General features: G+C 46.6%; 17 protein-coding genes. 3 read left to right on the top strand and 14 right to left on the bottom strand.

Annotated elements, in window-relative coordinates; genetic code table 11:
- Positions 1–18: 18 nt before the first annotated feature.
- The 5 genes from BLS44_RS19700 to BLS44_RS19675 form a co-directional block, all read right to left on the bottom strand.
- Complete coding sequence (locus BLS44_RS19700) at positions 19–744, bottom strand: hypothetical protein (protein WP_090391946.1); 726 nt, start codon at positions 742–744, stop codon at positions 19–21.
- Between the two features lie 71 nt (positions 745–815).
- Positions 816–1,631, bottom strand: coding sequence for a DUF4097 family beta strand repeat-containing protein (locus tag BLS44_RS19695; RefSeq protein ID WP_090391945.1), 816 nt, complete (start codon positions 1,629–1,631; stop codon positions 816–818).
- 20 nt (positions 1,632–1,651) lie between these two features.
- Entirely contained in the window at positions 1,652–2,494 is an 843-nt protein-coding gene (locus BLS44_RS19690) for a HEAT repeat domain-containing protein (RefSeq protein WP_090391944.1), read from the bottom strand.
- A gap of 1 nt (position 2,495) precedes the next feature.
- Positions 2,496–3,047 carry an RNA polymerase sigma factor gene (locus tag BLS44_RS19685; RefSeq protein WP_143019859.1) on the bottom strand — a complete coding sequence of 184 codons (552 nt, stop codon included), beginning with the start codon at positions 3,045–3,047 and terminating at the stop codon, positions 2,496–2,498.
- Positions 3,048–3,468: 421 nt separating this feature from the next.
- The gene (locus tag BLS44_RS19675) at positions 3,469–6,231 is read right to left on the bottom strand and encodes a metallophosphoesterase family protein (protein WP_090391941.1); all 2,763 of its coding nucleotides are present in this window, start codon (positions 6,229–6,231) and stop codon (positions 3,469–3,471) included.
- Between the two features lie 475 nt (positions 6,232–6,706).
- Here BLS44_RS19675 and BLS44_RS19670 point away from each other — a divergent pair, with 475 nt between their 5' ends.
- From BLS44_RS19670 to BLS44_RS26655, 3 genes are all read left to right on the top strand, one after another.
- Positions 6,707–7,675 (top strand): hypothetical protein, encoded by a 969-nt coding sequence (locus tag BLS44_RS19670; RefSeq protein ID WP_143019858.1) that lies wholly within the window; start codon positions 6,707–6,709, stop codon positions 7,673–7,675.
- 475 nt (positions 7,676–8,150) lie between these two features.
- Positions 8,151–10,394, top strand: coding sequence for a nitric-oxide reductase large subunit (locus BLS44_RS19665; protein WP_090391939.1), 2,244 nt, complete (start codon positions 8,151–8,153; stop codon positions 10,392–10,394).
- Positions 10,395–10,797: 403 nt separating this feature from the next.
- Positions 10,798–11,076, top strand: a complete 279-nt coding sequence (locus BLS44_RS26655; protein ID WP_176954493.1) for a cyclin family protein — start codon at positions 10,798–10,800, stop codon at positions 11,074–11,076.
- A gap of 114 nt (positions 11,077–11,190) precedes the next feature.
- Here the strand turns inward: BLS44_RS26655 and BLS44_RS19655 are convergent, their stop codons facing one another.
- From BLS44_RS19655 to BLS44_RS19615, 9 genes are all read right to left on the bottom strand, one after another.
- Complete coding sequence (locus BLS44_RS19655) at positions 11,191–12,372, bottom strand: LacI family DNA-binding transcriptional regulator (RefSeq protein ID WP_090391938.1); 1,182 nt, start codon at positions 12,370–12,372, stop codon at positions 11,191–11,193.
- Positions 12,373–12,450: 78 nt separating this feature from the next.
- Positions 12,451–12,567 carry an alpha-L-fucosidase gene (locus BLS44_RS19650; protein WP_245729299.1) on the bottom strand — a complete coding sequence of 39 codons (117 nt, stop codon included), beginning with the start codon at positions 12,565–12,567 and terminating at the stop codon, positions 12,451–12,453.
- Positions 12,568–12,652: 85 nt separating this feature from the next.
- Positions 12,653–13,903 carry an SGNH/GDSL hydrolase family protein gene (locus BLS44_RS19645; protein ID WP_090391936.1) on the bottom strand — a complete coding sequence of 417 codons (1,251 nt, stop codon included), beginning with the start codon at positions 13,901–13,903 and terminating at the stop codon, positions 12,653–12,655.
- Position 13,904: 1 nt separating this feature from the next.
- Positions 13,905–14,600 carry a GDSL-type esterase/lipase family protein gene (locus BLS44_RS19640; protein ID WP_090391935.1) on the bottom strand — a complete coding sequence of 232 codons (696 nt, stop codon included), beginning with the start codon at positions 14,598–14,600 and terminating at the stop codon, positions 13,905–13,907.
- Between the two features lie 4 nt (positions 14,601–14,604).
- The gene (locus BLS44_RS19635) at positions 14,605–17,565 is read right to left on the bottom strand and encodes a hypothetical protein (RefSeq protein WP_090391934.1); all 2,961 of its coding nucleotides are present in this window, start codon (positions 17,563–17,565) and stop codon (positions 14,605–14,607) included.
- A 6-nt stretch (positions 17,566–17,571) separates the two neighbouring features.
- Entirely contained in the window at positions 17,572–19,968 is a 2,397-nt protein-coding gene (locus BLS44_RS19630) for a hypothetical protein (protein WP_090391933.1), read from the bottom strand.
- Positions 19,969–19,995: 27 nt separating this feature from the next.
- Positions 19,996–21,660 carry a sodium:solute symporter family protein gene (locus BLS44_RS19625; protein ID WP_090391932.1) on the bottom strand — a complete coding sequence of 555 codons (1,665 nt, stop codon included), beginning with the start codon at positions 21,658–21,660 and terminating at the stop codon, positions 19,996–19,998.
- A 7-nt stretch (positions 21,661–21,667) separates the two neighbouring features.
- A complete protein-coding gene (locus tag BLS44_RS19620; RefSeq protein WP_090391931.1) occupies positions 21,668–23,938 on the bottom strand; it encodes an FAD-dependent oxidoreductase in 2,271 nt (756 codons plus the stop codon).
- A 33-nt stretch (positions 23,939–23,971) separates the two neighbouring features.
- Positions 23,972–25,459, bottom strand: coding sequence for a RagB/SusD family nutrient uptake outer membrane protein (locus BLS44_RS19615; protein WP_090391930.1), 1,488 nt, complete (start codon positions 25,457–25,459; stop codon positions 23,972–23,974).
- Between the last annotated feature and the right edge of the window lie 6 nt (positions 25,460–25,465).

Raw genomic sequence — 25,465 nt, 5'->3', positions numbered from 1 at the left:
CTGCCTTCAAAACTGTTATTATTTTGTGTTGCGCAAATAGATATTCCCAAATTTGGAAGACAGGTCATATGCCGGTCCCCTGCCCGGAGCAGCGGTGATGGACGTATAAAATGATTTTTCTTCCTTCTTCGTTGGTTTCAGATTAAAATCGGAGTAGATCTTTCCAAACTGGTTCGTCAGTTTAATTGTTCCAACATTGGATTCCTTTAGCCTCGCATCAATCTTTCCGAACTCCGTTTGCACGGTCAGCGGGCCGGCATAGTCCTGCACTTCCACCAATCCGAATTTAGATCTGACTTGTATATACTCTTTTACAGGCAACACAACTTCAAGGTCAATAACTACATTGTTGGTCGAGTAGGAGCTGATCTTTTCATTTTTGTGCGCGGTTTTATAGTTTTCAAAATCGGCCTTGCTTTCAAAATGTTTTTTGATGCCATCCACCTCAATGTAATACTGCTGGTCGATATGCTTGAAATCAATCGTATCGGTAATATGCAATTTGCCGTCAACGGTTTGATCCCGCAATTCAAAACGGTCATTCTGCTTATTGTCGTTGATATTGACCGTTGCTTTGATATAGATCTCATCCCTGTTCCAGCTGCGGATCTTTATCTTCGGAAAACCAAACTGTAATAGTACGGGCTGGTTGGGCGCTGTTTTATATGTTTTTTCAATCACCCTTTGTGCAAACAAAACCGGTGTAATGCCTGTCAATAGCAGGCAAAGCAATGCCCTCTTCATAGCTGTATGAATTTAAAAGGAAGAAATAAAAGTTAAAAACGGCGGGTGCCTTATGATCCTGTTTATACGGTTTAATTTTTACGCAGGTAGATCTTTCCATAATTGGTCTTCAGGATCAGATCAACGCCGCCGCCATTGAGCGTTCCTTTTATATCGGAAGACCTGCTCCATTCGGTTAACCCGGTAAGATCTTCTCCATCATTGCTCTTTTTCTCCTTAGGCTGTTCCCTTTTGATATCCAGGCCATCAGCAGCATAAATATTCCCGTTTTGCGAAGAGATATTGACATTAGCTTTAAGGCCGGAAGGAATGCTCACATCAACAAACTTATAGACCGAAACCAGCGATACCGGGCCTTTTACCGTAGATACAAATTTTGCACTCAGCTCCCCGTAGATCGTTTTTGCGTTAACAGGACCTGTAATATTCTGCAGGGAAATGGCATTGTACATGGTACTGATTTCCAATTCTCCTTTGAAATCTTTTATATCCACAGGACGGTTACCGTTCATAACACCGGTTGTTGCTACCTTTACAGACATGGTGTTGGGCACTTTAATGGCAATGCGTTCCCTGTCCATTTTGCCTACATAGTCTACATCAATGGTACCGCCATTTTCCCGGACACTCAGGTTCAGACCTGTATTGTCCGTTAAACCGGAACCGGTTACCAGCTTAAGCCCTTCTGCTCTTTCGTCTTTGGCTTCCCGCTTAAGTTCCGGTGCGGAAAAAATAACTTCATTGCCATCGTACCCTTCAATTGTTACACCCGGGATATTAACCTTCAGCGTACCTGTCTTTTTAGATAATTTGAATTGCCGCTCCTGCGCACCGGCCAGGGAAACTAATGCTACAGACAAAATAATGGTTACTACTATTTTTTTCATTTTTTGATATCTTGTTATTTTTAAAAATTGGATTTTGAACGAAGCAGTGCCGCATAGGCCTCGTTGCGCACTCCATCCATATTCATCGGATCCTGTGTTATATCTAACAACTGTTGTTTGATTGTTGTAGCTTCCCCGGAAGATAAAGAAGCCAGCAATTCCATTTGCACAACCGGGTCATCCTGTTTGGACACCGATTGCAGGAGCAACTCCTTTACGGTCTCCCGGTTCTCCTGTTTTTTCAGCACATCCAGGGCAGCCAGACGCACATTGCTGTTTTCGTCACTGTTGAGGGTATTGGAGAGGGTTTGCAGATCGCTGCTGGACAACGCCGCGTTTTCTTTCCCCGAGGCCAGGATGGCTGCCAGCCGGGCGGAAGAGCTTTCGTTCTGCAGCCCCTTTCGCCAGTCGTCCGCCACGGTGTTGGACGCTGCCAGTTCTGCTTCAGCATCTATACCGGGGGTTGTATTTTTTTCTGCCACTATTCTCCTGCTCTTTTTTACAACTGCGTTTCTTTGTACCGGCTCCGCAATGGCCGCCACCATGGACTGCACTACGGGTACCGAGTCTTTTTTTCCTGCTCCCATCATGGGTTTTACGGATACCGGCGCTGTATGCGCTACGATAGAATGGTCAATTGCCTCCTTTTGGTGAAACAGCGCAGCAACTCCGATGATCACCACAATTGCTGCGGCAGCGGCCCACCAGTACCGGAACTTTATAACCTTTGCCCCGGGCACAACAACAGGTTGTTCCAACCCCAGCCTGGACTGGATCTTGCCGAGCACGTCCGAACCAGGCTCCTGGTCGTCAAAATCATCCCTGTTTTCGACTACAAATTCTTTTAAAATATCTTTCTTCATCTTATACGGCCTCTTTTTGTAATAGCGACAATATTTTCTTTTTGGCACGATGGTATTGCGTACGCACCGTTGCATGGGAAATACCCAGCAACCCGGCGATCTCTTCCTGCGGTAACCCATCCATCACATAAAGGTTAACAATGGTCCGGAACCCTTCCGGCAGGGAACTGATGGCCTTTTTCACCTCCTCCACCCGCATTTCAAAAAGACCCTCATCTTCCGCTTCCTCCTCCACAATATTTTCATGACTATCCTCAAAAACCAGCGTATACTTTTGCTTCCGCAGGAAGCTGATGGCCCTGTTAGCCGCAACACGCCTCGAAAAACCACCGAAATGCTCGATCTGCCGGTCCTTCATAATTTCCTGGTAAAGTGTAATGAACACTTCCTGCAGCAGATCCTCTGCCTCGGCAAAATTATCCACCAAACGCAGGATGGTATTAAAAACCGCCTTTTTATAACGCCGGTACAGTTCGGAAAAACAGTCCGCTTTGCCCTGCCGGCACAGCTTCATCAGCTCCTGGTCCTCTAAATCCTTCGGTAGTTGCAACACGTATACGCTGTTTTCTTTTTTTCCTGAACTATTTTATTGTCCCGGCTTCTGTATTTAGGGCGCGGGACGTTTTAAAATGTTGCATAAATTAGAAAAAAAATCAGAAATATTTTGAAAACACGCTTTTGGCGGCTTATTTCATCCGGGCCTATTACTACCGGGGAGGGGCATTCTCTGGTCCGGAGGGTCAGCATATGCTTTATAAAGGACAATCGGGAAAAGAATGAAGATCCGCGGGAAATCAGGCGTTTGATCCTGTTAAATGCCTTTTGATTCTTCTTGCCGGGTATCCCCCGGGAAAACATAAGGGGCCGCAAAACGCGACCCCTATAAACAGCTGGTTCTCAAACTAACATGGCCATTTAAACACAAATGGAAAAGAAAAAGCACCGCAATTGCTCATGAGATGCTTTTCCATTTTTTAATAGTATGCCCAATAGATCTCGTCCTTGTCCAGCCCGCGGTAAACCAGTACCCCTCCGCCAACGGTGATCCCGATCTGGGCCACAAATTTACTCCGGGCGGTATCCGTTTTAATCGTTCCGTCTTTTGTATATTCTGTGGCAGGTCTTACGGTATTGCCTCCGATCCAGGTTCCCAGGCTGTCTTTTCCGGTGCCGCTCAGCGCACACTGTGTTAAGTTGCCGTTCGATGAGGTGTACACCATGATGAAAGCGCCGCTGGCATATGCTAAACCCATCCCGCTTTCAGTATAGTGCTTCTCATCAATAGTCCCCATCTGTTGCCAGGAAATATTATTGTGATACCGGTCCGGCGCAGGCCCGGAGGGCGTGCCTACGGCCCATTTTATGACCGTACCGTCTTTTTTCCGGTAGGTCATATACAGATGATAGGCGTCGGCCGCAAGCGCCGGTGTATTGGGCGATTCCAGCACAGCGCCCTTCGTGTCCTGGAGCCTTCCAAAATCCTTCCAGTCACCCATCGAACCCGGGTTCAAATCGTAGTATGCCCAGCAAAGGTTGTTCTTGGATCCCTTCTCCCGGTACACCAGGTAGATCCGGCCCTGGAAGAAGCAGACAACAGGGGCCGCATCGCCTGTTGCTTGTCCACCTACATTTAATGATGTCCACTCGCTGCCATTTACCGCCCTGGATATTCCCTGCAGGGTACTGTTTTTATCAATATAGAATAAATAGAGGATGCTGTTGACCGCAATTATGGCCGGCGAATGCCCGGTGGTAATTTTGCGGCCCCCGGCCTGGATCGATTGCGGTCCGTTCCAGTTCGCCTTCAGTCGTTTATTTTCTAAATGAATGTCACTGATCTTTACGGAGCACAGGCTCAGCCCATCGTCCAGGTCGTTTCCATTTACATATACCATGTATAAGGTCTCGTTCCACACGGCCACCGCAGGACTATGGTTGGTGACCACCACCTTCTCTTTAACAGGTACATTTCCTATCCAGTAGGGTTTAAGGTTCATAAACGGAGCCGGTTTAATGGTTTCGGCCACCTGCGGAATTTCCTTCAATTGCGCATTGGCAGGCATTTCAACCAGCTGTGACCATGCCGGGAACTGGTAGTACTTTACGTCGATCTCCGTATCTTTTAACGACATAATGGCCCCCACATGGGAATACAGTTTTTTCTTTTCATCACTACCTGTTTGGTCAACAAGATGCTCATTCATATTGGGAGCAAACGCCACCATGGGATAATTTTTTTCATAGGGATCGTCTGCTTTGTCCGTTACCTCGTAGCTGCTGCTGCCCAGCAGGCGCCCTTTATTCAACCCCAGCAGGCCATCGTAGTACACGGCAAAAGCATGTTCGTGCCCCCAGTACCAGGCGGCAATCTGGTCTTTAAAGTAGGGACTAAAATGAGCATCCAGCCAGGTATTCTGGTATTGCGGGGATTTGTGATCGATCATCGCCTTGCGGGAAAACAGCTGGTGATGCGAGAGCATGATCGTCTTGCCGCCGAATTCGTTTAACCGGTCCTTGATCCATTTGAGTTCATTATTGCGCAATTCGGGTTCAAAAGGCCCCACAAAATCTTCGTAGGTGGTTACTACCAGGTTGGAAACCCAGGTAACCCAGTTCCAGTGGGGTAATTTGTCCAGGACCGTGCTTTTTACAAAATCGCTAAAACTTTGCAGGAAGGACAGCAGTCCGTTTCCATCGGCCTGGCCGGTGTCCATACCCAGGAACTGCCAGTGATTGTTTTCGGTACGCAGGCAAAAGAAACTGCATTGTTGCCCCTGTTTTAAATTATCGAGTAACTCGAAATATCCATACCCATAGGAATAGTATTCATGATTGCCGGGTATGGTAAAGATGGGAGGGTGCGGATCAAATTTATTGGGATCGATATCCCGGTCCTGCTGCAGCTCCGCACTCACCCGGGCAAATACATCCTGGAAGTTATAATAACATTCATAGGGTAATCCGCAATAGTAGATATCGCCGAGGTGCAGGAAAACGATCTTGCGCCCCGGGTATTGCCGGTAGGCTTGTTTCCAGAGGGCTTTTAAAAACTCCCGGGCATCGTCCATCGAAGTGCCCCAGTCCCCGATCATCACGATCTGTGCATTATCCGGGATCCGCCAGTTGATAACGCCATAATTTTTATAGGCGGAGTCCCCTGCATCCCGGTACTGCATTTCGGTAAGGCCGTAGTGAGGCTGATCCCAGAAAGCCTGGACCTTATCCCGCTGCTCCTGTGTTAGTTTGGACGAGTTCAGAAGGCTGTTGAGCAGGGCTTCTTCGAGCCTGCTCAAATTTTCCGGGCCACCCAGCATCCAGATATATACCAGCACGCACAATGCAAAACCGATCAAGTCATCGGTACTAAAATCTACGGTATTGTCCACACTATGACAGAGTTCCAGACCCGCTATATACAGCTCATATATTTCATCCCGGGAATTTTCTTTGTACGCAGCACCGGTTACTGCAACATCAAAGAACGCCTGGGAATAATACGCCGCCCGGGCGATACTCAGCGCATTGCCCGTTTCTTTTGCAGCTGCCTGGTCCGGTGGTTTTGGCACCCGTTTTTTTTGTTTCAACTGGTCCAGGTGTTCAAATACGCCCTGCATGAAGGGCAGTTGCCGGATCTCCCGGATGCTGAGATCGGGATGTTGCCTGCGCAGGTACGATTCGGTGGCGGAGGCCCATAAGGCGGCAAGAGGGTTCCTGGGATTTTGAAAGCTTGAAGACATTGTGGTTTATTTTTGAGGGTTTTAAAATAAATGTTCCGCACATCAATATTCAAACAACATTGACCATCCGCTAAAAAGATTGTTTTTTGAACATTTTTTAAAGGGGTTGAACAGGCAACTACAGTAAAGAGGCTCCCTAAGCACATCGTCTCATTCAGGCGGCAATTGGCAACAATCATTCCGGTCAGAGGTTTAAATCCATCGCTAATATACATAAAACTTTTTAAAACAAAGTGTTAGGAGGCAGATCAGCTTTTGCAGAAGAAGAAAACAAGACGTATTTTAAAGACAGCGCCCACCTGCAAGCGGATGATGGTTAGCTGCGGGAGCCCGTTACGGACCCGGCTTAAAAATTACGGCAGGAACGAAAACGCTTATCTTCAAGCTGCTGTTTTGCTTTATCATCAACCCCTGAATTTTATGTATATTTAGCAGACCGGGTACCGAACTCCGTCGGAACGTTCTATCCCTATTTATGACAGTGAAACAACTTACCTGCACCCTGGTGGTCCTGGCCGCTATTGCCGGCTTCAAACCGCCGCACGGGCCTGCCCGGCACTACCCCGGCGGCTCCCTGGCGGCACAATATCCTAATGACAGGGGTATTGAGCAGGATCCCGATGTACTTTATGCAGAAAAATTCAGCGATGGTATGTCCAATATACTGGCCCGGTATACCGATGTTGTCAACAGCGGAGGAATGAGCCTGGATAGCGTTGATGTTCCGGCCAAAGGCTGCATTGCTCTTAAAATGACCAACCAGGGAGGAAAAAACGACGGAGGGCATTTATTCCGGATGTTTGACCCGGGGTTCGATAGTGTCCTCTACATAAGGTATTATGTGAAATACCCCTCCGGTTCGAAAGGATACATTCACCATGAATCGGTTTGGATCGGCGGCTATCGCCCCGCCACCCGGTATCCTAATCCCCGGGCCGGTACCTGCGCGCTTGGAGATCAGCGGATTTCCATAGCCTATGAACCCGTTGGCCCCCTGGATGATATGGACACCTATCTTTACTGGGGCGATATGCGGGCAGGCGCCCGGGGCAAATGCTATGGCAATGATATGATAAACGGCAGCCCGCAGTCGAAAAAGATTCCCTGGGATCAATGGATGTGCGTGGAACTGATGATCCGCCTCAACCACCCCGCAACCGCATCAAACGGGGAGCTGCAGGTTTGGCAGGATGGCGCGGTAGTGGGGCATTGGGGCCCCGGTTTTCCAAACGGGAAGTGGCTGGCCGATTCCTGGATGAACGACAAAACAGGCCCGCCCTTTGAGGGATTTCGCTGGAGAACCAATGAAAAATTAAATCTCAATTATATCTGGATCGAGTTTTACGACGATACCACGCCCGAAGGGGCCTCCCATCATATCAAATTTTCCAACCTCGTCATTGCAAAAAGATACATCGGGCCCATTAAAAGCGGAAAAGGGTGAAGGGACCGGCATAGCATCTTTTTCCTTCAATGCGCTGTATCGTTGTCTTGTACACTCATCTGCGCGCTAAAGCTCCCGGCGAATATTCATTGCAATGACTTTGACATCAGAAGAAAGCAACAGGAAATACTTACAGGGCAAGGGGCCTTTGCCGGACCCTGAACAACAGGACTGTGCTGACTGCCTTATCAATAAGCCAACCAGGAATACGCCCCACAAATACAACGGATGTTATATCTTTTTTTTAACTTAGTACCCTGTAAACGGAATTAACAAAGGGTGAAGAGGATCGTTCGCTCTTATACAAGCCTTATATTGATGTTAAACATTCCGAGCGGTTGTACTCGTGCTGAATTTGTTAAAGGTTGCAAATACGTGGTTTGACTATAAATAGTTTGCACCCATTTATGTGAAATGATGCCTGGTTCTCTGGGAAGAAAAGATATTAAGTTCATCATATAAAAATTCAAATGCCATGACGCCCAAAAAACTCTGGATGGGATTAGCTGCTGTTATTATTGGTTCTTTTACGATTCTCATCTTTTTTGGAACCGAAATCTATAGAACAGCGCCTCCTGTTCCAGAGCGGATTGTATCCACAGATGGTACCGTTTTGGCAACAGGCCAGGATATCAGGGAGGGTCAAAACGTATGGCAATCAATTGGCGGACAAACTGTTGGCAGTGTTTGGGGACATGGCGCCTATATAGCACCCGATTGGACGGCGGACTATCTTCACCGGGAATCCCTTCTTTTACTGGAAGAACTGGCAAAAAAAGAGGGCAGGGTCTATAAGGATCTTAGCGATGAAGAACAGGCGCGCTATCTGGTACGTTTAAAGTCAGCACTTCGGACAAATACGTTCGACGAGTCCAAGAATGAGATTTCATTTAGCGCTGAAAGAGCGCGCGTATATAATGCCCTTGGCCGGTACTATGCCAGCCTGTTCATGAATGACCCCCAAATGGCCCAGCTCCGCAACCAGTACGCAATTGCTGAAAATACCGTAAAGGACACGGCCCGTATGGCCAAGATGAGTGCTTTTTTCGCCTGGGCCTCCTGGGTTTGTATTACGGAACGTCCGGGTAGTAAAGTGACCTATACCAATAACTGGCCCCACGATGAGCTTATAGGGAATATTCCGTCTCCATCCTTACACTTATGGTCAGGATTCAGCGTATTACTGCTGCTGACCTGTGTAGGGCTGCTGGTATTCTATCATGCAAGAAATAAAGAAGAGGAAATAAGTGAACAGATGCCGAAGGAAGATCCACTGCGTAATATGAAGCCGACTCCTTCTATGAGGGCTACTTTAAAATATATCTGGATCGTTGCTTTTCTTATTTTAATACAAATGCTTTCCGGTGTCATTACCGCCCACTATGGTGTGGAGGGGAGCGCTTTTTATGGGATACCCCTGGATAAGGTATTGCCCCAGGCCGTTTCCAGGAGCTGGCATGTGCAGCTGGCAATATTCTGGATTGCAACTTCCTGGCTGGCAACCGGGCTGTATATTGCCCCGGCCGTTTCCGGGCATGAGCCTAAATTCCAGAAGCTGGGGGTAAATATCCTGTTTATTGCTTTGCTGATCGTGGTGTTGGGGTCGTTAGCAGGCCAATGGCTGGGCGTGATGCAAAAGCTGGGACTGACAGAAAACTTTCTTTGGGGGCATCAGGGATATGAATATGTTGAGCTGGGACGGGTATGGCAGATCCTTTTATTGATTGGCCTGGTTCTGTGGCTGATCCTTATGATACGGGCATTACTTCCGGCATTAAAAAGAAAAGACGGGGACCGGCATTTACTACTATTGTTCGTTCTATCATCTGTTGCTATTGCTTTGTTCTACGGTGCAGGCTTAATGTACGGGCAGCAAACAAATATGGCCATTGCAGAATACTGGCGCTGGTGGGTGGTCCATCTTTGGGTTGAAGGCTTTTTTGAAGTATTTGCTACGGTTGTGGCTGCATTTCTGTTTACCCGGCTGGGGCTGTTGAGGCTCAAAACTGCAACAACAGCCGTGCTTTTTTCAACAATCATTTTTCTTTCAGGGGGCATTGTGGGCACTTTTCATCATTTGTATTTTAGCGCTACCCCCACTGCGGTTTTAGCATTAGGTGCCACCTTTAGCGCTCTGGAAATTGTGCCACTAGTACTGATCGGATATGAAGCCTATCAAAATTACCAGCTTAGCAAATCCACCAAATGGATTAAAGCATATAAGTGGCCTATTTACTGCTTTATAGCAATGTCCTTCTGGAATTTCCTGGGAGCAGGTATCTTTGGCTTTGCGATCAATCCGCCGATAGCGCTCTATTACATACAGGGCTTAAATACTACAGCTGTTCACGGTCATGCGGCACTTTTCGGTGTATATGGCATTCTGGGAATGGGGCTGATGCTATTCGTCCTGCGGGGATTATACCCCGAGCGGCAATGGAATGACCGGTTAATCGGATGGGCCTTCTGGCTGATCAATATCGGGTTATTAGTGATGGTAACCGTTAGCATGCTGCCCATCGGTATCATGCAGGCGGTAGCTTCCATACAGGAAGGATACTGGTATGCCCGCTCCGCTGAATTTATGCATACCGATATAATGCAGGTGTTAAGATGGCTGCGTGTTCCGGGTGATGCCATACTTGCTGTGGGAGAGTTGTTACTGGTAGTTTTCATTGTAGGGTTAAAAACCGGTTGGTCCTTAAAAGAACAACGTTAAGTAGCCGTATTTGAAAAGAATATTTTTTCTTTTTTAAACCACATTCAATGAATGATAACAGGTACAGCGGGCATTGCTTCCGTTTGGTCCGTAATTTTCACTGGGGAACTTGCTTTCATACTCTCAACCGCTTAACAGGTTATTGTTAAAACCAATAAAAAATCGAAACCCTTTGCCACACGAGGATTATGTGATATTGACGGATGGGAAAATCCTCCTGTTTACGGATCATATTGGGCCCGTAAAAGCTCGGGAGGAACCGCGCTTCCTGTTATTTCCAGTTTTCAGTTGTGTTAAGCCACAGATAACAAATGCGTTATTCATGAAAGAAAAAAGTATAACATGCCGGGCTGTTTGAAGTACCCGCCCGGGCTATAATCACCGTAGATTCTAATACCACAGCATGTTAAATAGAACTTTTGCACCTTGTCCAATTTTGAAAATGGAAAGGCTTACTCTCAGACAACTGGCAATTAATGACGAACAAGAAATTTTCATCCTGTCCCATACGGTTTTTATGCTCAAACCCTTTGAACGCTTGCACTCCCGCAAAATAGCTCCGGTTAAAACCGCAGTGATGTACCTGGTAACGAAGTGCTGCCCCGATGATAAAAAGCTCAGCAACAAATATTTTTATCATAGCCCTTGTGGACTTACGGCTGGCATTTTCTCAAATCTGTAATAGAAAAAGCTACCATTGACTATTTTGTTACTATAGTCAATTCCAGGTATTGTTATTGACCATCACTATCGGACCCGGAACTACCTTCGGAAAAAACTCCGGCCAGGGATTACTTTAGCTTTTTGAGTGCCTGTCCTTTGAGGAAGAAGCCCGCTGAATCAGCTGGGTTTTTAAAACAGTTGAAGAAGGAATAATAAATGCCGGATTGCTAATTTTACTGGTCAGCAAATGAATGCAGGACTCTGCCATCTTTCCAATAGGCTGTTCGAGCGTTGTCAGCGGAGGGTCGATTATCGCGGAACGGGAATCGTTACTAAAGCCCACAATGCCCAGCCCCCGGCCTATTTTAATCGCTCTTTTCTTTGCTTCAATTATTACCTGGATTGCAGCGGGATCATTCACTGCAAAAACAGCATCGGGCCTTTCTTTCTGATCGAGCAATTGCACGGCACATTTTTTTGCGCCCTCATCGCTCAGGTCATGATAGAAAACCCATTCCGGGTTAAACGTTAAATTGTGTTTATGCAAAGCATCTACATACCCTCTTAACCGGTTTTTGCTTATTTGTAAATGTTGCGGACCGGCAATATGTGCTATTTTATAATAGCCGTTTTTTATTAAATGTTCTACACCAGTAAAAGCTCCGTCATGATCGTCAACCAATACTTTGGGCAGGCCCGGTTTATTAAGAACACGATTAAATAATATAACAGGAATGCCTGCGCGCGAAAAGGCAGTTAAGTGATCCAGGTTTTTTGTTTCGCTTGTTACGGATAATAGTATACCATCGACCTGGTAGGCAAAAAGCCTCTTGATAATATCTACTTCATTACTATAACATTCATTGGAATGACAGATAACCACCTCATAACCCGCAAGGGCAGCAGCATTTTGTGCTGCAATAATAAACTGTGGAAAGAAGTTCGTGATCAGTTCAGGAACCACAATGCCAATAGAATGGCTTTTCTTTTTTACAAGCGCCGAAGCAAAATGATTAGGTACGTAGTTGAGTTCTTTAGCCAGCGATAAGACGGCTTCCCTGGTTTCCTTTTTTATATCAATGCTGTTCCTGAGTGCCCTTGATACTGTAGACTTTGAGATTTTTAGTTGACGGGCAATATCTATAATAGTCGCATGATGCCTTGGATTATTATTATTATTATCGGTATTACCAACTTCATGCCGGGGAATTGTAAAATAATAATCACAGTGGCGGCAATGATAACGTTGCCTCCCTCTTAGTTTACCAGATTTGGAAATGCCGCTTACTTCGTTACATTTTATGCACTTGATCATCGATAATCAGTAGTTCCCTAAATTAACGATAATTTTGGTACAGAACAAGTGTTACTGGTTATACCTCCCCCGTTAAAATTAAATGCCCCAGTGTATAAATATCCCAAACTTGGCATCCCTGAACCATTGCGGAGTTGAGCGCTGATCTAATGAAGCCCAATTGGCCTGGTAAGATTGGGCCTTTGTATAGGGCATAGCCATACAGGTCATACAGCATGTAATTACAAAAATTCGAAATACAGATCTGCGATTCATCATAACAATGGTCGTATATAGATAATTAGTATAAAAGAGCTCCTGCATAAAGAACCTCGTTTTTATAAGGGCTCCAGTCTTTAATATTGTTGTTTCTTGTTTTTAAGATCCCGGCCTTATTCAACCGTCCTTTAACCAGTCTTATTTTGGCGGTATGCTTGCCGGGGGATAATCCCGGGATTATGAAAAAGTTTAACCGATAGTACGTACTGAAAGCATCAAACCGGTCAATAATTTTTGGAGGTTGATTGTCGATGGTAATTTCAACGGCCGCAGTTCCGGGTCCCATAATATCGGCCATACCAAATCGGGTACCGTTAAATGTTGCAATGATAACCGCATTGGTGTCGTTTGTTACATATACCTGGGGAAGGAGGGAGTAGTATTCTTTTCCTTTAGTTACGGAATCTGTGGTTGCCCAATGCCCCGAGAATTGAACATTTTTTCCAAGGGATAACATCCCGGCATCGCTCCAGTTTTTCGCTTCCAAAGGTATCCGGAGCCTATGTTTGCCCGCTTTGCCGGAAGTAGCCAATCTTCCCAGGTTTTTTAAAAGAACGCTGGTATAAACACGGTGCCCGGTTTCTGGCAGCGGGTGTACGCCATCATAAGAAAATAATGGCCTGCTATCCGTTTCATCTTTTTTGCCCATGATCAGCATGCGGCCTTTGCTGATCTCGTCTACCACCGTCAGGCCCATATGAATACTGGGTATTCCGTAATGCCCGGCTACGGCTTCCATTGCGGATACCGAAGGAGGAAATAATCCTTTTTGCAGCGTAGAAAGATTTTCACTGGAAAAAGTATAGATAAAACAAATATCTGTGGCTGCATTTGCCTTCCATGTTTTGCGAACGATGCCCTCCATGGTTTCTCTTACCAGCTTCATAAGCATTTTATTATCATTTACCGCAAACTCCACAAAAAGAAGGTCGGGATGATGTCGGATCACATGATCGTCTACACGGCAGGCGCCAAAATCGGAACCGGTTCCACTTACCGCGGCCATGATCTCTGTAATTGTGTTGGATGGATTTTGTTCACGTATGGATTTTAATAGCTGGTCGCGGTAGCCGTTACCGGCCCTGGTGATGCTTCCGCCCAGGAAGGCGATCTTTACTGGTTTTCCTGCTTTCAGCTTTTTATAAAAATTGGGCAACCCAGCCCTGACCGTCATTTCCCGGGCAGGCAGCAAAGAGTCTGTTTGGGCAAAAGAGGAAATACTGATACCTGAAAAGCATATAAAAGCTGCAAGGATCATGTTCAACTTATTCATATCAGTTTTTGTGTTTTTTGATGGCGGTAAACCAGTTTTTTGCAATGTGGATCGCTCCGGCGGCATTGGGATGTACGTTGTCCGATATCGTATACCGGGTCCAGTCCCAGTCCTTTTGCTGATTAACGAATATAATACGGGAATTACGCCGGGATATTACCATGTTTTTTATTTCCCTGTTAAGCCGGGGTATATAAGAATACTTCGGAAGCTTGCCGCTGGTAATAACAGCTGCCACAAAAATGATCGCGTCAGGATTCTTTTGCGTAATAACATCAATGATCTTATTTTGAGCAGCAATAATCCCTTTAACGGGCTGCTCCTCCGCAAAGTGATTGTGACCGGAGTGCAGCAATACGATATCTGCCGGAAAAGCTGTATAGATACTGTCTATTTGCTTGGCAATGTATTCGGCGGTTTTGCCGCTAAACCCGGCATGGTGTAGCGTTTTGTTATTGCGGGTCGTTTGCCTGGGACCGGTAAAAACTACTGGGTATCCTGCTGCTTTTAGCATAGAATCCAGCGGAAAAAGATAGCTGTCAAATCCCGGGCCGCCTTCCGTTATAGAGTCGCCCAACCCTAAGATCGTGATCTTTTGGGGAGAGGTTGTTTTTGCAGACCAGGATGAACCGGCACATGCGGGCAAAAAAAACAACAGGAAGAACCAGTAACAGGAGGTTTGAAATTGTTTGTTCATGCGCTTATGGCTTATTAATTTGTTGTACAGGGAATGTTACTGCATTCCCTTTTTGATCGGTACCTGTCAGCTCAAAGCTGATTACATCGGAAACCCGTGGCAGTTCCACATCAAATTCAAATGGATAGCTGTAATCTGTTTTGGAGATCCAGTTTTGTTCGTTGTTGATGCGATAACGCAAACGGCATTGCCTCCAGTTCTTTTCTGTCTGATTGCTGTACAAATAAAATACCGCCACCTGGTTTGTTGGCTGAATAATCATTGCGGTAGCTTTAGCCTGGCTATCTGATACTGCGGCATACCGGATAAATCTGTTTTGTGGCACAGGCTGGTTGGAATGAAGGGTGCCGGGGTCTTTGCCCAGCCCGGCTATTTGTATACACACCAGCCCATTGGCGGGCACTGTTATCATGAATTTTCCATCTTTCATAATGCTGGTTTGCTTTGTTTGGGAACCTTGCCGGAGGATCGCATACCGGTGCTGCCGGTTGTAGGCGATGACTTCAGAATTGAGCTGAAACGTTTCTTTTATGCTTGTTTTTGAAGTATTGGCAAAGGCTATAAAAAGCCCTTCCTTATTGTATCCCATTAAATAATTACAGGCAATACCATCAGATTGCAGCGCGTTGCGTGGCATCCAGAGCCTTATATTTTTATGCCCCATCATTTCACCTGTTTTGGCACCGTAAACGTTACTGGTCAAAAATGCGTAGCCCGGCGCATAGGTTGCGGGAAAGTCAATGGCTCCCTTAGAGCGGTAATAAAAGTCGCTTACCAGGAAGTCGAAAAGCAAGGCCAGGTGCGGCCACACGTGGTTATAAAAAATGGCGTTGTACTTCACCTGCTCATAGGGATGATTGGAGTAGCCGGCCTGCTGGTATACATTTGTATGCAGCGAGGTAAAGTAGTAACCCGGAAAGTTGGCGTATCTGCCTATAACACTATTGTATGCCGCATTCCTCAACAGTGTATCTCCGGTGTATTTTGCTAATCGCAGCAACCAGGCCGCATGATGGGCCAGCATAACCGGGCCAAAGGCATAGGTGTTGGGTGCTTCGGGAACAAGACCGTTTAACGACGTTCTCCAGGCTGGTATCATTTCCTGTTTTACATCACTGACCACATTCATGGGTACAAAACCAGCGCCTTCAATACCGCTGGTCCTTCTCCCCGGAAAGATACCTGGTACAGAGCCTCCTTTATTTACAATGATATTTCCGGCGGGAGGTAAGGGAGTGCTTCTTGTCCAGAGCAGGAACTGTTGGGCTCCGGCTGTAGCTGCCTGCAGGTACCGCGCAATTTTTGTCTGCTCGTATAACTCCAGTAAATCATAAATGCGGAGACCATAGTCGGTAGTAAAGCCTGCGCCTTTGTCTCTGAGCCCGGGGCTGTCAAAAAATGTATGCGAATACTGGTCGTAAACTAATGCCAGGTATGCATTCGCTCCCTGAACAGCTTTTTTCAGATCGCCGGAATCATGAAGCATGCGGAACCGGGCAAGGTAATCCTGCCAGCTGCCGCCGCCTGTTTCCGTATTCATATTTAGCTTACGGCTTACACCAAAAATGCGGGAGGCCTCCTGTATAAAGGCCGGCGTTTGATGATGGGTCAGTTCGTTCAGCCCGGCCAACTCGCCAATATCCACGCAGGGCCCGTTTAGCAAACGGGATGGCGCCTGCGCCTGGTGCGGTGTATCGCTCGTGGTGTACAGGAACTTCTCCCGGCTCATTACATATTCGATCATTGGGATCGCCCTTCTTTTTAATATATCGGGGTCGCCGGTCACCAGCGCAATACTTAGCGGGTGCAACGCAGAAACATTTTTTACGGTGCCCGGAACATCAAACTGGTAGTTGGAGGCCTTGAGTTCAGCATTCCATCCGCTATAAAGATCGTTCATTGCAAATTGCAGCATATTGTTGATGGTTCCATTTAAAGAGGTGGTGGCATTTTCCCGTTCATTCTTATACTTAAATACAGAAGGCAGTAGCCGGGCCACACCATCCTGCCAGTTTCCCGGGTAAAGGAAGTATACTAAAGAGCACCGGTAGTTTTGCCCCTGCTGCATAGCGGAAGGCATTGTACCCGGGAGCGGTGCGTAGATCCTGGGTTGTGCCTTACCCTCAGGATTCCTGATCGCCATGCCAAACAGGCTGTTACCTTTGGGGCCATTGGAAGGAAACACAGACCAGAAAGCATTTTTAGGATCTCCGGAATTGTTCCATTGGGCAGACAGTGCATACCGGTAGGGGATAGCTGCAGGAGACACGGCAAGCCCCTCCGTGATATGATGATGGTTGGTAAACACCGCCGCTGTATTGGCAAATGCCTCCTCGGTTAAAGCAAATTTTGTGGGGAACCGCTTCCAGGTCCAGGTTAAAGGCTGGTATACGAAGTCGATGTCGGAAGTATCTATCTTCGGCATACCGGTAAATCCTAAGGAATAATGCCCAGGCATCCGGGCTGTCATCGACATGGTTAGTATGGGTTCCGTTTGTTGCGGCAGCAGCTTAACCACCAGCGAAACGTTTGCCCGCGGCGTTGGCTTAAAAAGAAATTCGATCTGGTTTTTGCCGACCCTGTAGGATGAGGCTACCCGCTGTTCCGATCCTAATTCCCCGATATCGGTTGTGCTGCCTTGCGCCGTTTCCCATTGTACAATGCCCGGTTGACCATCCATTAAGGTACTAGTAATTTTAGGCTGCAGGGCTGCATAAATGAGCTGCAGGGTCGGAGTTAACCGCCTTTGGGTATGCGAAGCTTTATGTTCAATGATAAATGCAGGGCTTGTTTCAAAATCAGCAGCAGGACGAATACGGTAAACGGGGTTTTCAATATATGTTTGTGACTGGCCCTGCAGCGTTGCTAAACAGATCAGGAGCAGCACGATGCAGGACACCTTTGGGGCTTGCTTTCCTGTTATCCCAAATGACCGTTCTTTATTATTGTAGGGTTGGATCATCATTTCATTTTATTTTCCGGTGTCGGCTTCAATTTCGATCAATTTCATACCGTAGGCATCCAGGTTAACGGTTAAAGACAGATCGTCTTTTGAAGAAGCGGTAATCACCGTTGATGTCTTGTTGATTTGATTCAATGTTGCTGCTTCGGCGAGCGAGAAATTTTTTGTATAACGGTCGGCTCCCCTTGTCAATGGTAAGGTCTGGTATTTGTCCTGTGATAATATACCGGTAAAAACAGGATCATTGGGAGTGCTATACCATTGCGTGACCCTCAGTTTCTTTTTTTGAAAACTAACGGGCAGTTTTTTTAAAGAGATATTGATTGTTTTATATTCCAGCGGTGCCGCCTGCTCATAAAAGATAGAAGGAGCGGCGGCGGATACGAGTATGCTTATTTTTTGATCCGTTTTTGTAGCTACTGCATGAAGCCCGAATCCCTGGTCATCCTGCGGACCTGCTTTCACAGGTATCTTCATATCGCCCAGTCTGTTCCTTAAAACCATACCTTTAGTGTAGGCAGAAAGTATGTTTTGCTGCCCATAAGTTAATAATGCAAAATGCCAGCCGGCCCCGCTAATGGGTATAAAAGGCCCTTTTTCTTTTTCATAGTAATCCTGCAAAATGGCTGAATAGCTGGCCATTGCCGCTTCTTTTTTCATCGCACCACTTAAATCACTCAGGTCTTCAATAGTTGATGGTTCTGCTAATCCCATTTCATCCACTATCACTTTTAGTTTTTGATCTGATTTGTATTTTGTTAATAGTTTTTGCAGGCTATCATTTACGCCTTTCATCATCGACGGATAATTGCCGGGGAACAGGTACGTATGCCAGGTTATATAATCCAGTTGCTTATCAGGATCATGATCCTGGCTATAGCGGCGTAAAAAGCCCTCAATAAAGTCCCACCTGCTGTTGGCGTTATTGGCGCCTAATCCTGCAACAAGAAGTTGCTGACCGGCCGGCAACTCTTTGTTAAGCACGGCCACCGCTTTATATAAACATTTATAAAACCGGTAATGTGCATCGCTGTGCACTTCGGTATGGGCAATATTATCCAGCTCGTAGGGCATTTGCACAATCTTCAGGTTGGGGCAAACCTGCCGGGCGAATCGTAAAGCAGTAATATAGCCCTGTGTTATTTTACTCCACTCTGCGCCGGGTATGCCTTCCGGCGGAAGCGCTGATTGTCCCATTTTGCTGTATTGCTTATATAGCTTGATAACGGGTGATAGCTGGAAGTCGAGCATTACCGTATCCGCAAAATTATTGGCGGTTGTTAACCATTGTTCCAGGTAAGGTATTTGCGTGCTGTCTAACGTTGATGGATCTTCGGCGCGCCAGGGCAGATAATGGTGCTGGTACCTGAACAGGGAGAAGCGCCGGCCCAGGGCTTTTGTTACAGCTGCAGCTATTTCAGGGATCTGTTGTGCAGGTGCCCCATATTGAAAATCTTTTACAGGATTTCCGGAATAAGCCATTACCCTCAGTTCGCCTCTGTTACGTGGCATCCCGGGCCCGCTGCAAAACACTTCAATGGTTGCCTTTTGCTGCAATTGCTGAGATAGGGCTGCTGTTGTTTTTCTCCAGTTCTCCAGCTTTTGTGCGTGATGCTGCCGGGCTTCCCGGAAAAAGATATCTGCGGGCTGGTAATTGTTTTGAAGCGGATAAGGGCTTGGTAGTGGTTGATGATTGAAAATTGAACCTAATACCAGGGAAGACTCTACATCCATGTGTTGGGTAGTGGAACTAAAAATAAATTCCATCCGATCACCATAGTTAAGCAGGGTGGGATATACGCGAACATGCAACAGCCCTATTGCCGTTATAATGGGTTTTGTACCTGTTGGCTCGGATAGCTTCAGCGTGATAAAGTTGGCCTTTATCATACCTCCGGTAAAGGCCGCCTGTGCTTTTGGTTGTAATTTACAGACCAGGGTTTCCTCTGTTTTTCCCTTAACGGTTAAGGCAAAAGAAATATTTTCCTCTGAGCCGATGGTATACATATAGGGGATCAGGAAGGAAACCGGTTCACCTGCTTTGCTATAAGGAACTATTGAACTGATGCATTTAACCTGCCGGGCATAAGGAGAACCTCCCCTGAATAGTAATTGTACCCCGTGTGTGATGCTGCTATCCCAGGACTTATAGGCCTGCGACCAAAGTGTGCCATCGTACCAGCCATAGATACCTCTTCCGGCATCCTCCTGTGCGGCCGGTGATCCGGATGGAAAGGGGAATTCGCTATAGCCAAAGCGCCAGTTAAACAATACCTGTTCGTCGCCCCGTAAAAAAACAAGCTCAGGAGGTTGAGCGGTACCCGTAATGCTATAGACAGATAACAGTGACAAAAGTACTTGCCTGGCCAGGAAATAGAAAGTATCAGCTTTTTTGAGCAGAAGCATTTCTTACTGTTTTATTAAAAAAACCCGTCAGGAGGTACCTGCCACCGCGGCAGCCCTTTTTTGACGGATTAAAATTAAGGCTGAAATAATGACGATGCCTGCGCCAACAACAACGGCAACACTTCCGTTTTCGGCCAGAAATCCTAAAAGGCTGATGCCAACGCCCACAAACCCCGCACTCCAGGCAATTACCCTGGTGCCGAATATATTTTGTTTTGCAGATTCAATATCCGGCGACAGCCCGCTTTCTCCTGCTTCGGTGATAAAATAAGGTACTTTTATTCCTTTTATTGCAGCATATAATTCAAAAAAAGCAAGCAGTACCAGGGGCAGGCCAACACCGAGGATCGTTTCTACCGTCCGGGAAAGTTTAATGTCCAGCAGGGAAGGAGCCAGTGCTTTAAAGAAAAGACTTACAACAACCGAGACGATTGAAATAACGATGAGGGAACTTTCTGTTTGACGCCTGGAGAACAATGAAAATATGACCGGCCCAAACAAACTGCCACCGGCAATAGCGGCCGTGCTCAATACTACTTCTACAATACCACCTGCAGCGGGAACAAGAATAGCCAGAAATACTGTAGCAGCGCCGAAAAGTATAGTAAAAATGCGGGCTACCAGTATTTGCTTTTTATCAGAGGTGTGCTTAAAGAAAACGCCTTTATAAATATCCTGCGCAAAGATGATTGCAGCGGTATTAATGGTTGTATTTGCTTTGCTTGATGTGGCAGCAATCATACCTGAAAGTACCAGGCCTATTAAACCGGCCGGCAATACTTTTTGGCATAACATCATATAAGCACCTTCTGCTCCGGCGCCATCCAGGCCCGGGTTGATGACCCGGTAGATCATCGGTGGAAGCATCCAGATAATGGGCGCTACCAGGTAAAGCCCGGAGAAGAGCCAGGCTACTTTTTTGGCATTCCTGGCAGAAGATACGGAAGTGTAACGTTGTACATAGCTCCAGTTGCCGGCTATATAAACTACCTGGTATATAAAGAAGGAGCACATAAAGCCGAATGTGTATTCATCATTTACGGGGTCAAAGAACCGGTCGGGTGTTTTTTGCAGAAACTGCGTCATACCGCCCACTTCACTTAAAGAAAGAGGAATAATAATGATGACGGCAGCCGAAAGAATTACAAATTGTACCACATCTGTAACCAATACCCCCCAAAGGCCACCGCCTGTTGTGTACACAATGATCGTGATGCCAATGGCGATAATACAGGTTTCTAAAGAAAACGGGGTGGCTACATACACAATCTTTCCCACTGCATAGAGTATGGCTGCTGTACTAACCAGGCTATATAACAGTACCATATAGCTAAAGTACTGTTTGGCCGATTTCCCGTATCGTTTGCCCAGGTATTCGGCGGCTGTTGTGGCGCCTGTTTTTTTCCACCGGCCTGCTATCCACAGGGCGGTTACGATGCCACTTAAACACATGGTAAATTGTATGGTATTGGCTACCAGGCCATGTTTATAGGCAATGGACCCCCATACTACAAAGGTTGCTGCAGAGAAATAGGAAATAAATAAGGACAGGCCATTGATCCACCAGGGCGTACTGCCGCCCGCCTCAAAAAAGGATTTGGAGCTTTTACTGCTTTGAGCTGTAAACACCAGCCCGATGATGACCATTAAAATGGCAAAAACGCAAATTACTATAAAGTCAAGTTTACTCATAATGGTCTTAATAGCATCTGATTTCAAAAATAGCGGCCGGAACCTGTTCGTTTGGATGTGCTGCTTCAATAACCAGTCGGTCGGTTACAAGAGGCGCTTCTAATTTAATGATATTTCTTGTCTGGTAATTACCGCTAACTTTTTGTACCAGGTTGCTTTTACCATCCAGTATTTTATAGCTGCGTATACAGAACGGCATAACCGTTTCCGGGTGCTGCATAAGCACCGATTCCATAGGATGATCGAAGTCTGTATCAAAGCTTAACAGGATGGTGCGGATGGTGACCGTTTTTTCCCATTGCAGCGTAATGCGGGGCGCTGCATCTTCTTTTTTAGCTACCCATGCATTGGGGATGATAAAGGGCCTTGCATAACCGTTCTTTATACTTTCTGCCCTGAAAGAGTAGACAGGAGCGGCAAATGCAAAAGCCATATTCTGGCCGGAAGGCCTTCTTTGTGGTGTCCAAAATTCAAAGCTATCCATTCCGATATCTGCCGGAGGAGTTTGTACCCCGCTATTGGATACTGCTTTATTCTCTGCCTGGAAGAGTGATAATACCCCCGTCAGCCTTTCGTCAGATAACACGATTTTAATGTGAGGGTTTTTCCTGAAGATGAGAAAAATATATCCGTTGCTTCCAGGATCGGTGTTGAATTGTAAACTTAGCGTACTGCTCCCCTCCGCTACTGCCAGTGTTTTTTCTTCCAGCACGATATCCGGCGTAAAATTACCGTTGCGCGAGGATACGGCCAGTTGTACAACAAGGCTGGTAGATGCAGTTGCAACAACAGCCAGTTCCATTACCGGAAGCAAACCCGCAACAGCCGGGATCATTTGCGCCATCCCTATTTCCAGGTGATGCAACTGATCGCTTTGCGATAAGGCTTTCAGTTCGTATTCGCTGCTGGCGGTAATGCAGGCTAACTGGACCAGGTCCTGCTCATCCCGCGCCTTTACACCGGGAATAAACTGGCCTGTTTTCATCAGGCTTTGCTGCAGTTCCGTGATGTGATCATTGACCTGCCGGGCAGATATTCCATATTTTACAGCCAGTACGGCAGCCATAGCTACCGCCTGCGCGCTATTGGCGGATGTAGCCATTACCCTGGTAGAGCCAAAAGCCACATGTGAAGCGCTGATGATGCGCCCGGCAAGAAACAGGTTAGAGATGCTATTGCTGTACAGACTTCGGTAGGGGATCTGGTAAATACCCTTACTATGCCATTGGTTACAACCGGGCAGTTCGCTAAATACGCCATCGGCAGGATGAAGGTCAATAGACCATCCTCCGTAAGATACGGCGTCCGTATGCATCCGTTGTTCAACAATGTCCTGCTGTATGAGCATATAATCGCCGTTGAAACGCCGGCTTTCTCTTTTACCCGGAATGGTACCAACCCATTCAAGTGTATAATCAGCCGCCTCGGGAAAGTTACCGGAATTTTTGATATAGTCCCATACACCATACACTACCTGCCAAAGCTGCCATTTGATGGTTTCGGTTTCGTGCACGGTGTCCAGCCGTCCTCCATATTCAATCCACCATAGCTTGCATCCCTGATCCTTTACATTAAACATTTTGTACCGGGGAATGGACGCAATATCAGCAATCGCAAAGGAAGGCGGCACAAAGCGTACCGGTTTGCCTGTATCTTTTGAGTAGAAGTAGATACTATGCCCCAGCAATTCACCATATTGTTGAGAAGGGGCAAATCTTTCACCAAACTCTGCTTTAGATTCAGCGCCCATTCTAAAGGGAGCACCGGCTAAAAAGGCCACCACGCCATCGCCCGAAGCATCACAGAAATAGGGCGCCGTAAACGTATAGAGCGTCTGGTTCTGGCTGCAAAATGCATTTACCGTTTGTATGGTATCGCTATCACCTTTTATCACTTCATGAACAGCTGTATTGAGGAAAAGCCGGATGTTGGCCTCCTGCATTACTTTTTCCAAAAGGACGGTGTCAAAAATTACCGGGTTGCCTTCCGGATTGCGATAGATATTTTCTACAAGCAGCTCATCCATTACACCACCCTCGCGGGACCACCGGTTGTTATTACCCATATGTGAAGTAGCACCGAGTATCCAAAGCCTCACTTCGCTTGACGCGTTGCCACCCAATACCGGGCGGTCCTGCACCAGCGCTACCTGTACCCCTTCACGCGCTGCAGTAATAGCACAGCATACACCGCTTATACCACCACCAATAATTACCAGGTCAGCGTGGACGGTATGGCTGGGAAAGTTTCTGGCATGACCGCCTTTGTCTTCTATCATAAAATATATATCTGCAAAATTTTTGAATAGCGTTTATTTCCAATCCGGGTTTTGTTCCAGTTTGGGGTTTGCATTAATTTCTACCTGCGGTATCGGGAAGTATTTATTCCTGGCCGTTACTGTTCTTTCCGGGTAATCTGCGTTTACAGCCGTAGATATTACGGTAAGGAATTTACCGGTGCGTGTGAGGTCATACCAGCGGTCGCCTTCTCCATAAAACTCTTTCGATCGCTCCACCAACACCGAATCAATAAAGGCCTCTTTGCCCAGGCCCTCAGTAAGATTCGGCAGGCCGGCTCTTGTTCTGATAGCGTTTACATTGGTATACGCACTGGTAGATGGCCCGGTAGCACGTGCTTCCGCTTCTGCGGCAATCAGATAGGCATCGGCCAGTCTTAACAGGTACAGATTATTGCTGGCATAGGCACCTACAGAATTAGGATCTTTGTATTTACCCATCAGTACAAGGTCTTTGGTTGCCAGCCTTGTATCAATATTTGCCTGCGGCACTACCACGCCGCTGCCATTGGTATAGCTGGTAGCCAATAGTTGCTTCCTGGCATCATTTGCGGCGAACGAATTATAAAAGGCACTGAATACATAAATACCACCGGCGCCGCCTTTATTGTAGTCCGACACTCCTAAAGGCGCATAGAAATAATGTACCTGCGATTGCCGGATGGGGTTGGTCGTATTGTTCAGCTCCACATCAAATAAAACCTCCTGGCGCGCCTGGTCTTTTTTTGCCGCGGTAAAAAGATCAACGAAGGAAGGCATCAGCGTATATTTCCCTGAATTGATTACAGCCTGGGCGCTCTTCTGGGCCTCATCCCATCGTTCATTGTACAAGGCTGCTTTAGCATGAAGTAATTGTGCGGATTGCTTAGATACACGGCCCTTTACAAAAGAAGCGCTGTAGTCGGACAATAGCCTTTCTGCTGTTGACAGGTCTGATATGATCTGGTTATACACTTCGCTGATCGGACTGCTTCCTACAAAAGCGCCATCAATAGAATTGGTGGGCGCCGTTTTTACAACGATACTACCGAAGTTTTTAGTCAACATCCAGTGATAGAACCCACGGAGAAAATAGGCCTCTCCCACAATGCTGTTACGTCTCACGGTGTCCATTGTAATGGCCGGTACTTTGTCGATTACCCAGTTAGCGCTTTCGATCCCCTGGTAAGCTCTTTTCCATATTTCCATCGGGGATTCATTAGATCTGCCGAAACTGGTTTGTACAGAGTAGGGCGCATCATAGGTAAACATGGGCAGACTATTCCTGCCGACCACATTACGGGGGAAGGTTTGGTCGGCCGACCAGTCTGAAGCAAACAGGGGCGCGCCACTGCTGTACATCACATAAAGGCTGCCATATGCGGCCGAGATGGCAGCTTCTGCGTCGCCGGCGCTTTTATAAAAGTCCTGTGTATAAATAGCCGAAAAAGCCTTTTCATCGAGTGATCTTTTACAGGCTGTAAAAGATGCTAATAATAGTATAAGATAACTAAAGCGTTTCATATATGC

Source organism: Niabella drilacis, assembly GCF_900101395.1.
GTDB lineage: Bacteria > Bacteroidota > Bacteroidia > Chitinophagales > Chitinophagaceae > Niabella > Niabella drilacis.
This window is presented reverse-complemented; position numbering and strand designations above follow the sequence as displayed.

Excerpts from the sequence above, each read along its gene's own strand:
- BLS44_RS26655 (WP_176954493.1), top strand. The coding sequence starts at position 10,798 with ATGTTAAATAGAACTTTTGCACCTTGTCCAATTTTGAAAATGGAAAGG.
- BLS44_RS19620 (WP_090391931.1), bottom strand. The coding sequence starts at position 23,938 with ATGATAGAAGACAAAGGCGGTCATGCCAGAAACTTTCCCAGCCATACC.
- BLS44_RS19630 (WP_090391933.1), bottom strand. The coding sequence starts at position 19,968 with ATGCTTCTGCTCAAAAAAGCTGATACTTTCTATTTCCTGGCCAGGCAA.
- BLS44_RS19625 (WP_090391932.1), bottom strand. The coding sequence starts at position 21,660 with ATGAGTAAACTTGACTTTATAGTAATTTGCGTTTTTGCCATTTTAATG.
- BLS44_RS19615 (WP_090391930.1), bottom strand. The coding sequence starts at position 25,459 with ATGAAACGCTTTAGTTATCTTATACTATTATTAGCATCTTTTACAGCC.
- BLS44_RS19635 (WP_090391934.1), bottom strand. The coding sequence starts at position 17,565 with ATGATGATCCAACCCTACAATAATAAAGAACGGTCATTTGGGATAACA.
- BLS44_RS19655 (WP_090391938.1), bottom strand. The coding sequence starts at position 12,372 with ATGATCAAGTGCATAAAATGTAACGAAGTAAGCGGCATTTCCAAATCT.
- BLS44_RS19650 (WP_245729299.1), bottom strand. The coding sequence starts at position 12,567 with ATGCCCTATACAAAGGCCCAATCTTACCAGGCCAATTGGGCTTCATTA.
- BLS44_RS19640 (WP_090391935.1), bottom strand. The coding sequence starts at position 14,600 with ATGAACAAACAATTTCAAACCTCCTGTTACTGGTTCTTCCTGTTGTTT.
- BLS44_RS19645 (WP_090391936.1), bottom strand. The coding sequence starts at position 13,903 with ATGAATAAGTTGAACATGATCCTTGCAGCTTTTATATGCTTTTCAGGT.
- BLS44_RS19670 (WP_143019858.1), top strand. The coding sequence starts at position 6,707 with ATGACAGTGAAACAACTTACCTGCACCCTGGTGGTCCTGGCCGCTATT.
- BLS44_RS19665 (WP_090391939.1), top strand. The coding sequence starts at position 8,151 with ATGACGCCCAAAAAACTCTGGATGGGATTAGCTGCTGTTATTATTGGT.
- BLS44_RS19675 (WP_090391941.1), bottom strand. The coding sequence starts at position 6,231 with ATGTCTTCAAGCTTTCAAAATCCCAGGAACCCTCTTGCCGCCTTATGG.
- BLS44_RS19695 (WP_090391945.1), bottom strand. The coding sequence starts at position 1,631 with ATGAAAAAAATAGTAGTAACCATTATTTTGTCTGTAGCATTAGTTTCC.
- BLS44_RS19700 (WP_090391946.1), bottom strand. The coding sequence starts at position 744 with ATGAAGAGGGCATTGCTTTGCCTGCTATTGACAGGCATTACACCGGTT.
- BLS44_RS19690 (WP_090391944.1), bottom strand. The coding sequence starts at position 2,494 with ATGAAGAAAGATATTTTAAAAGAATTTGTAGTCGAAAACAGGGATGAT.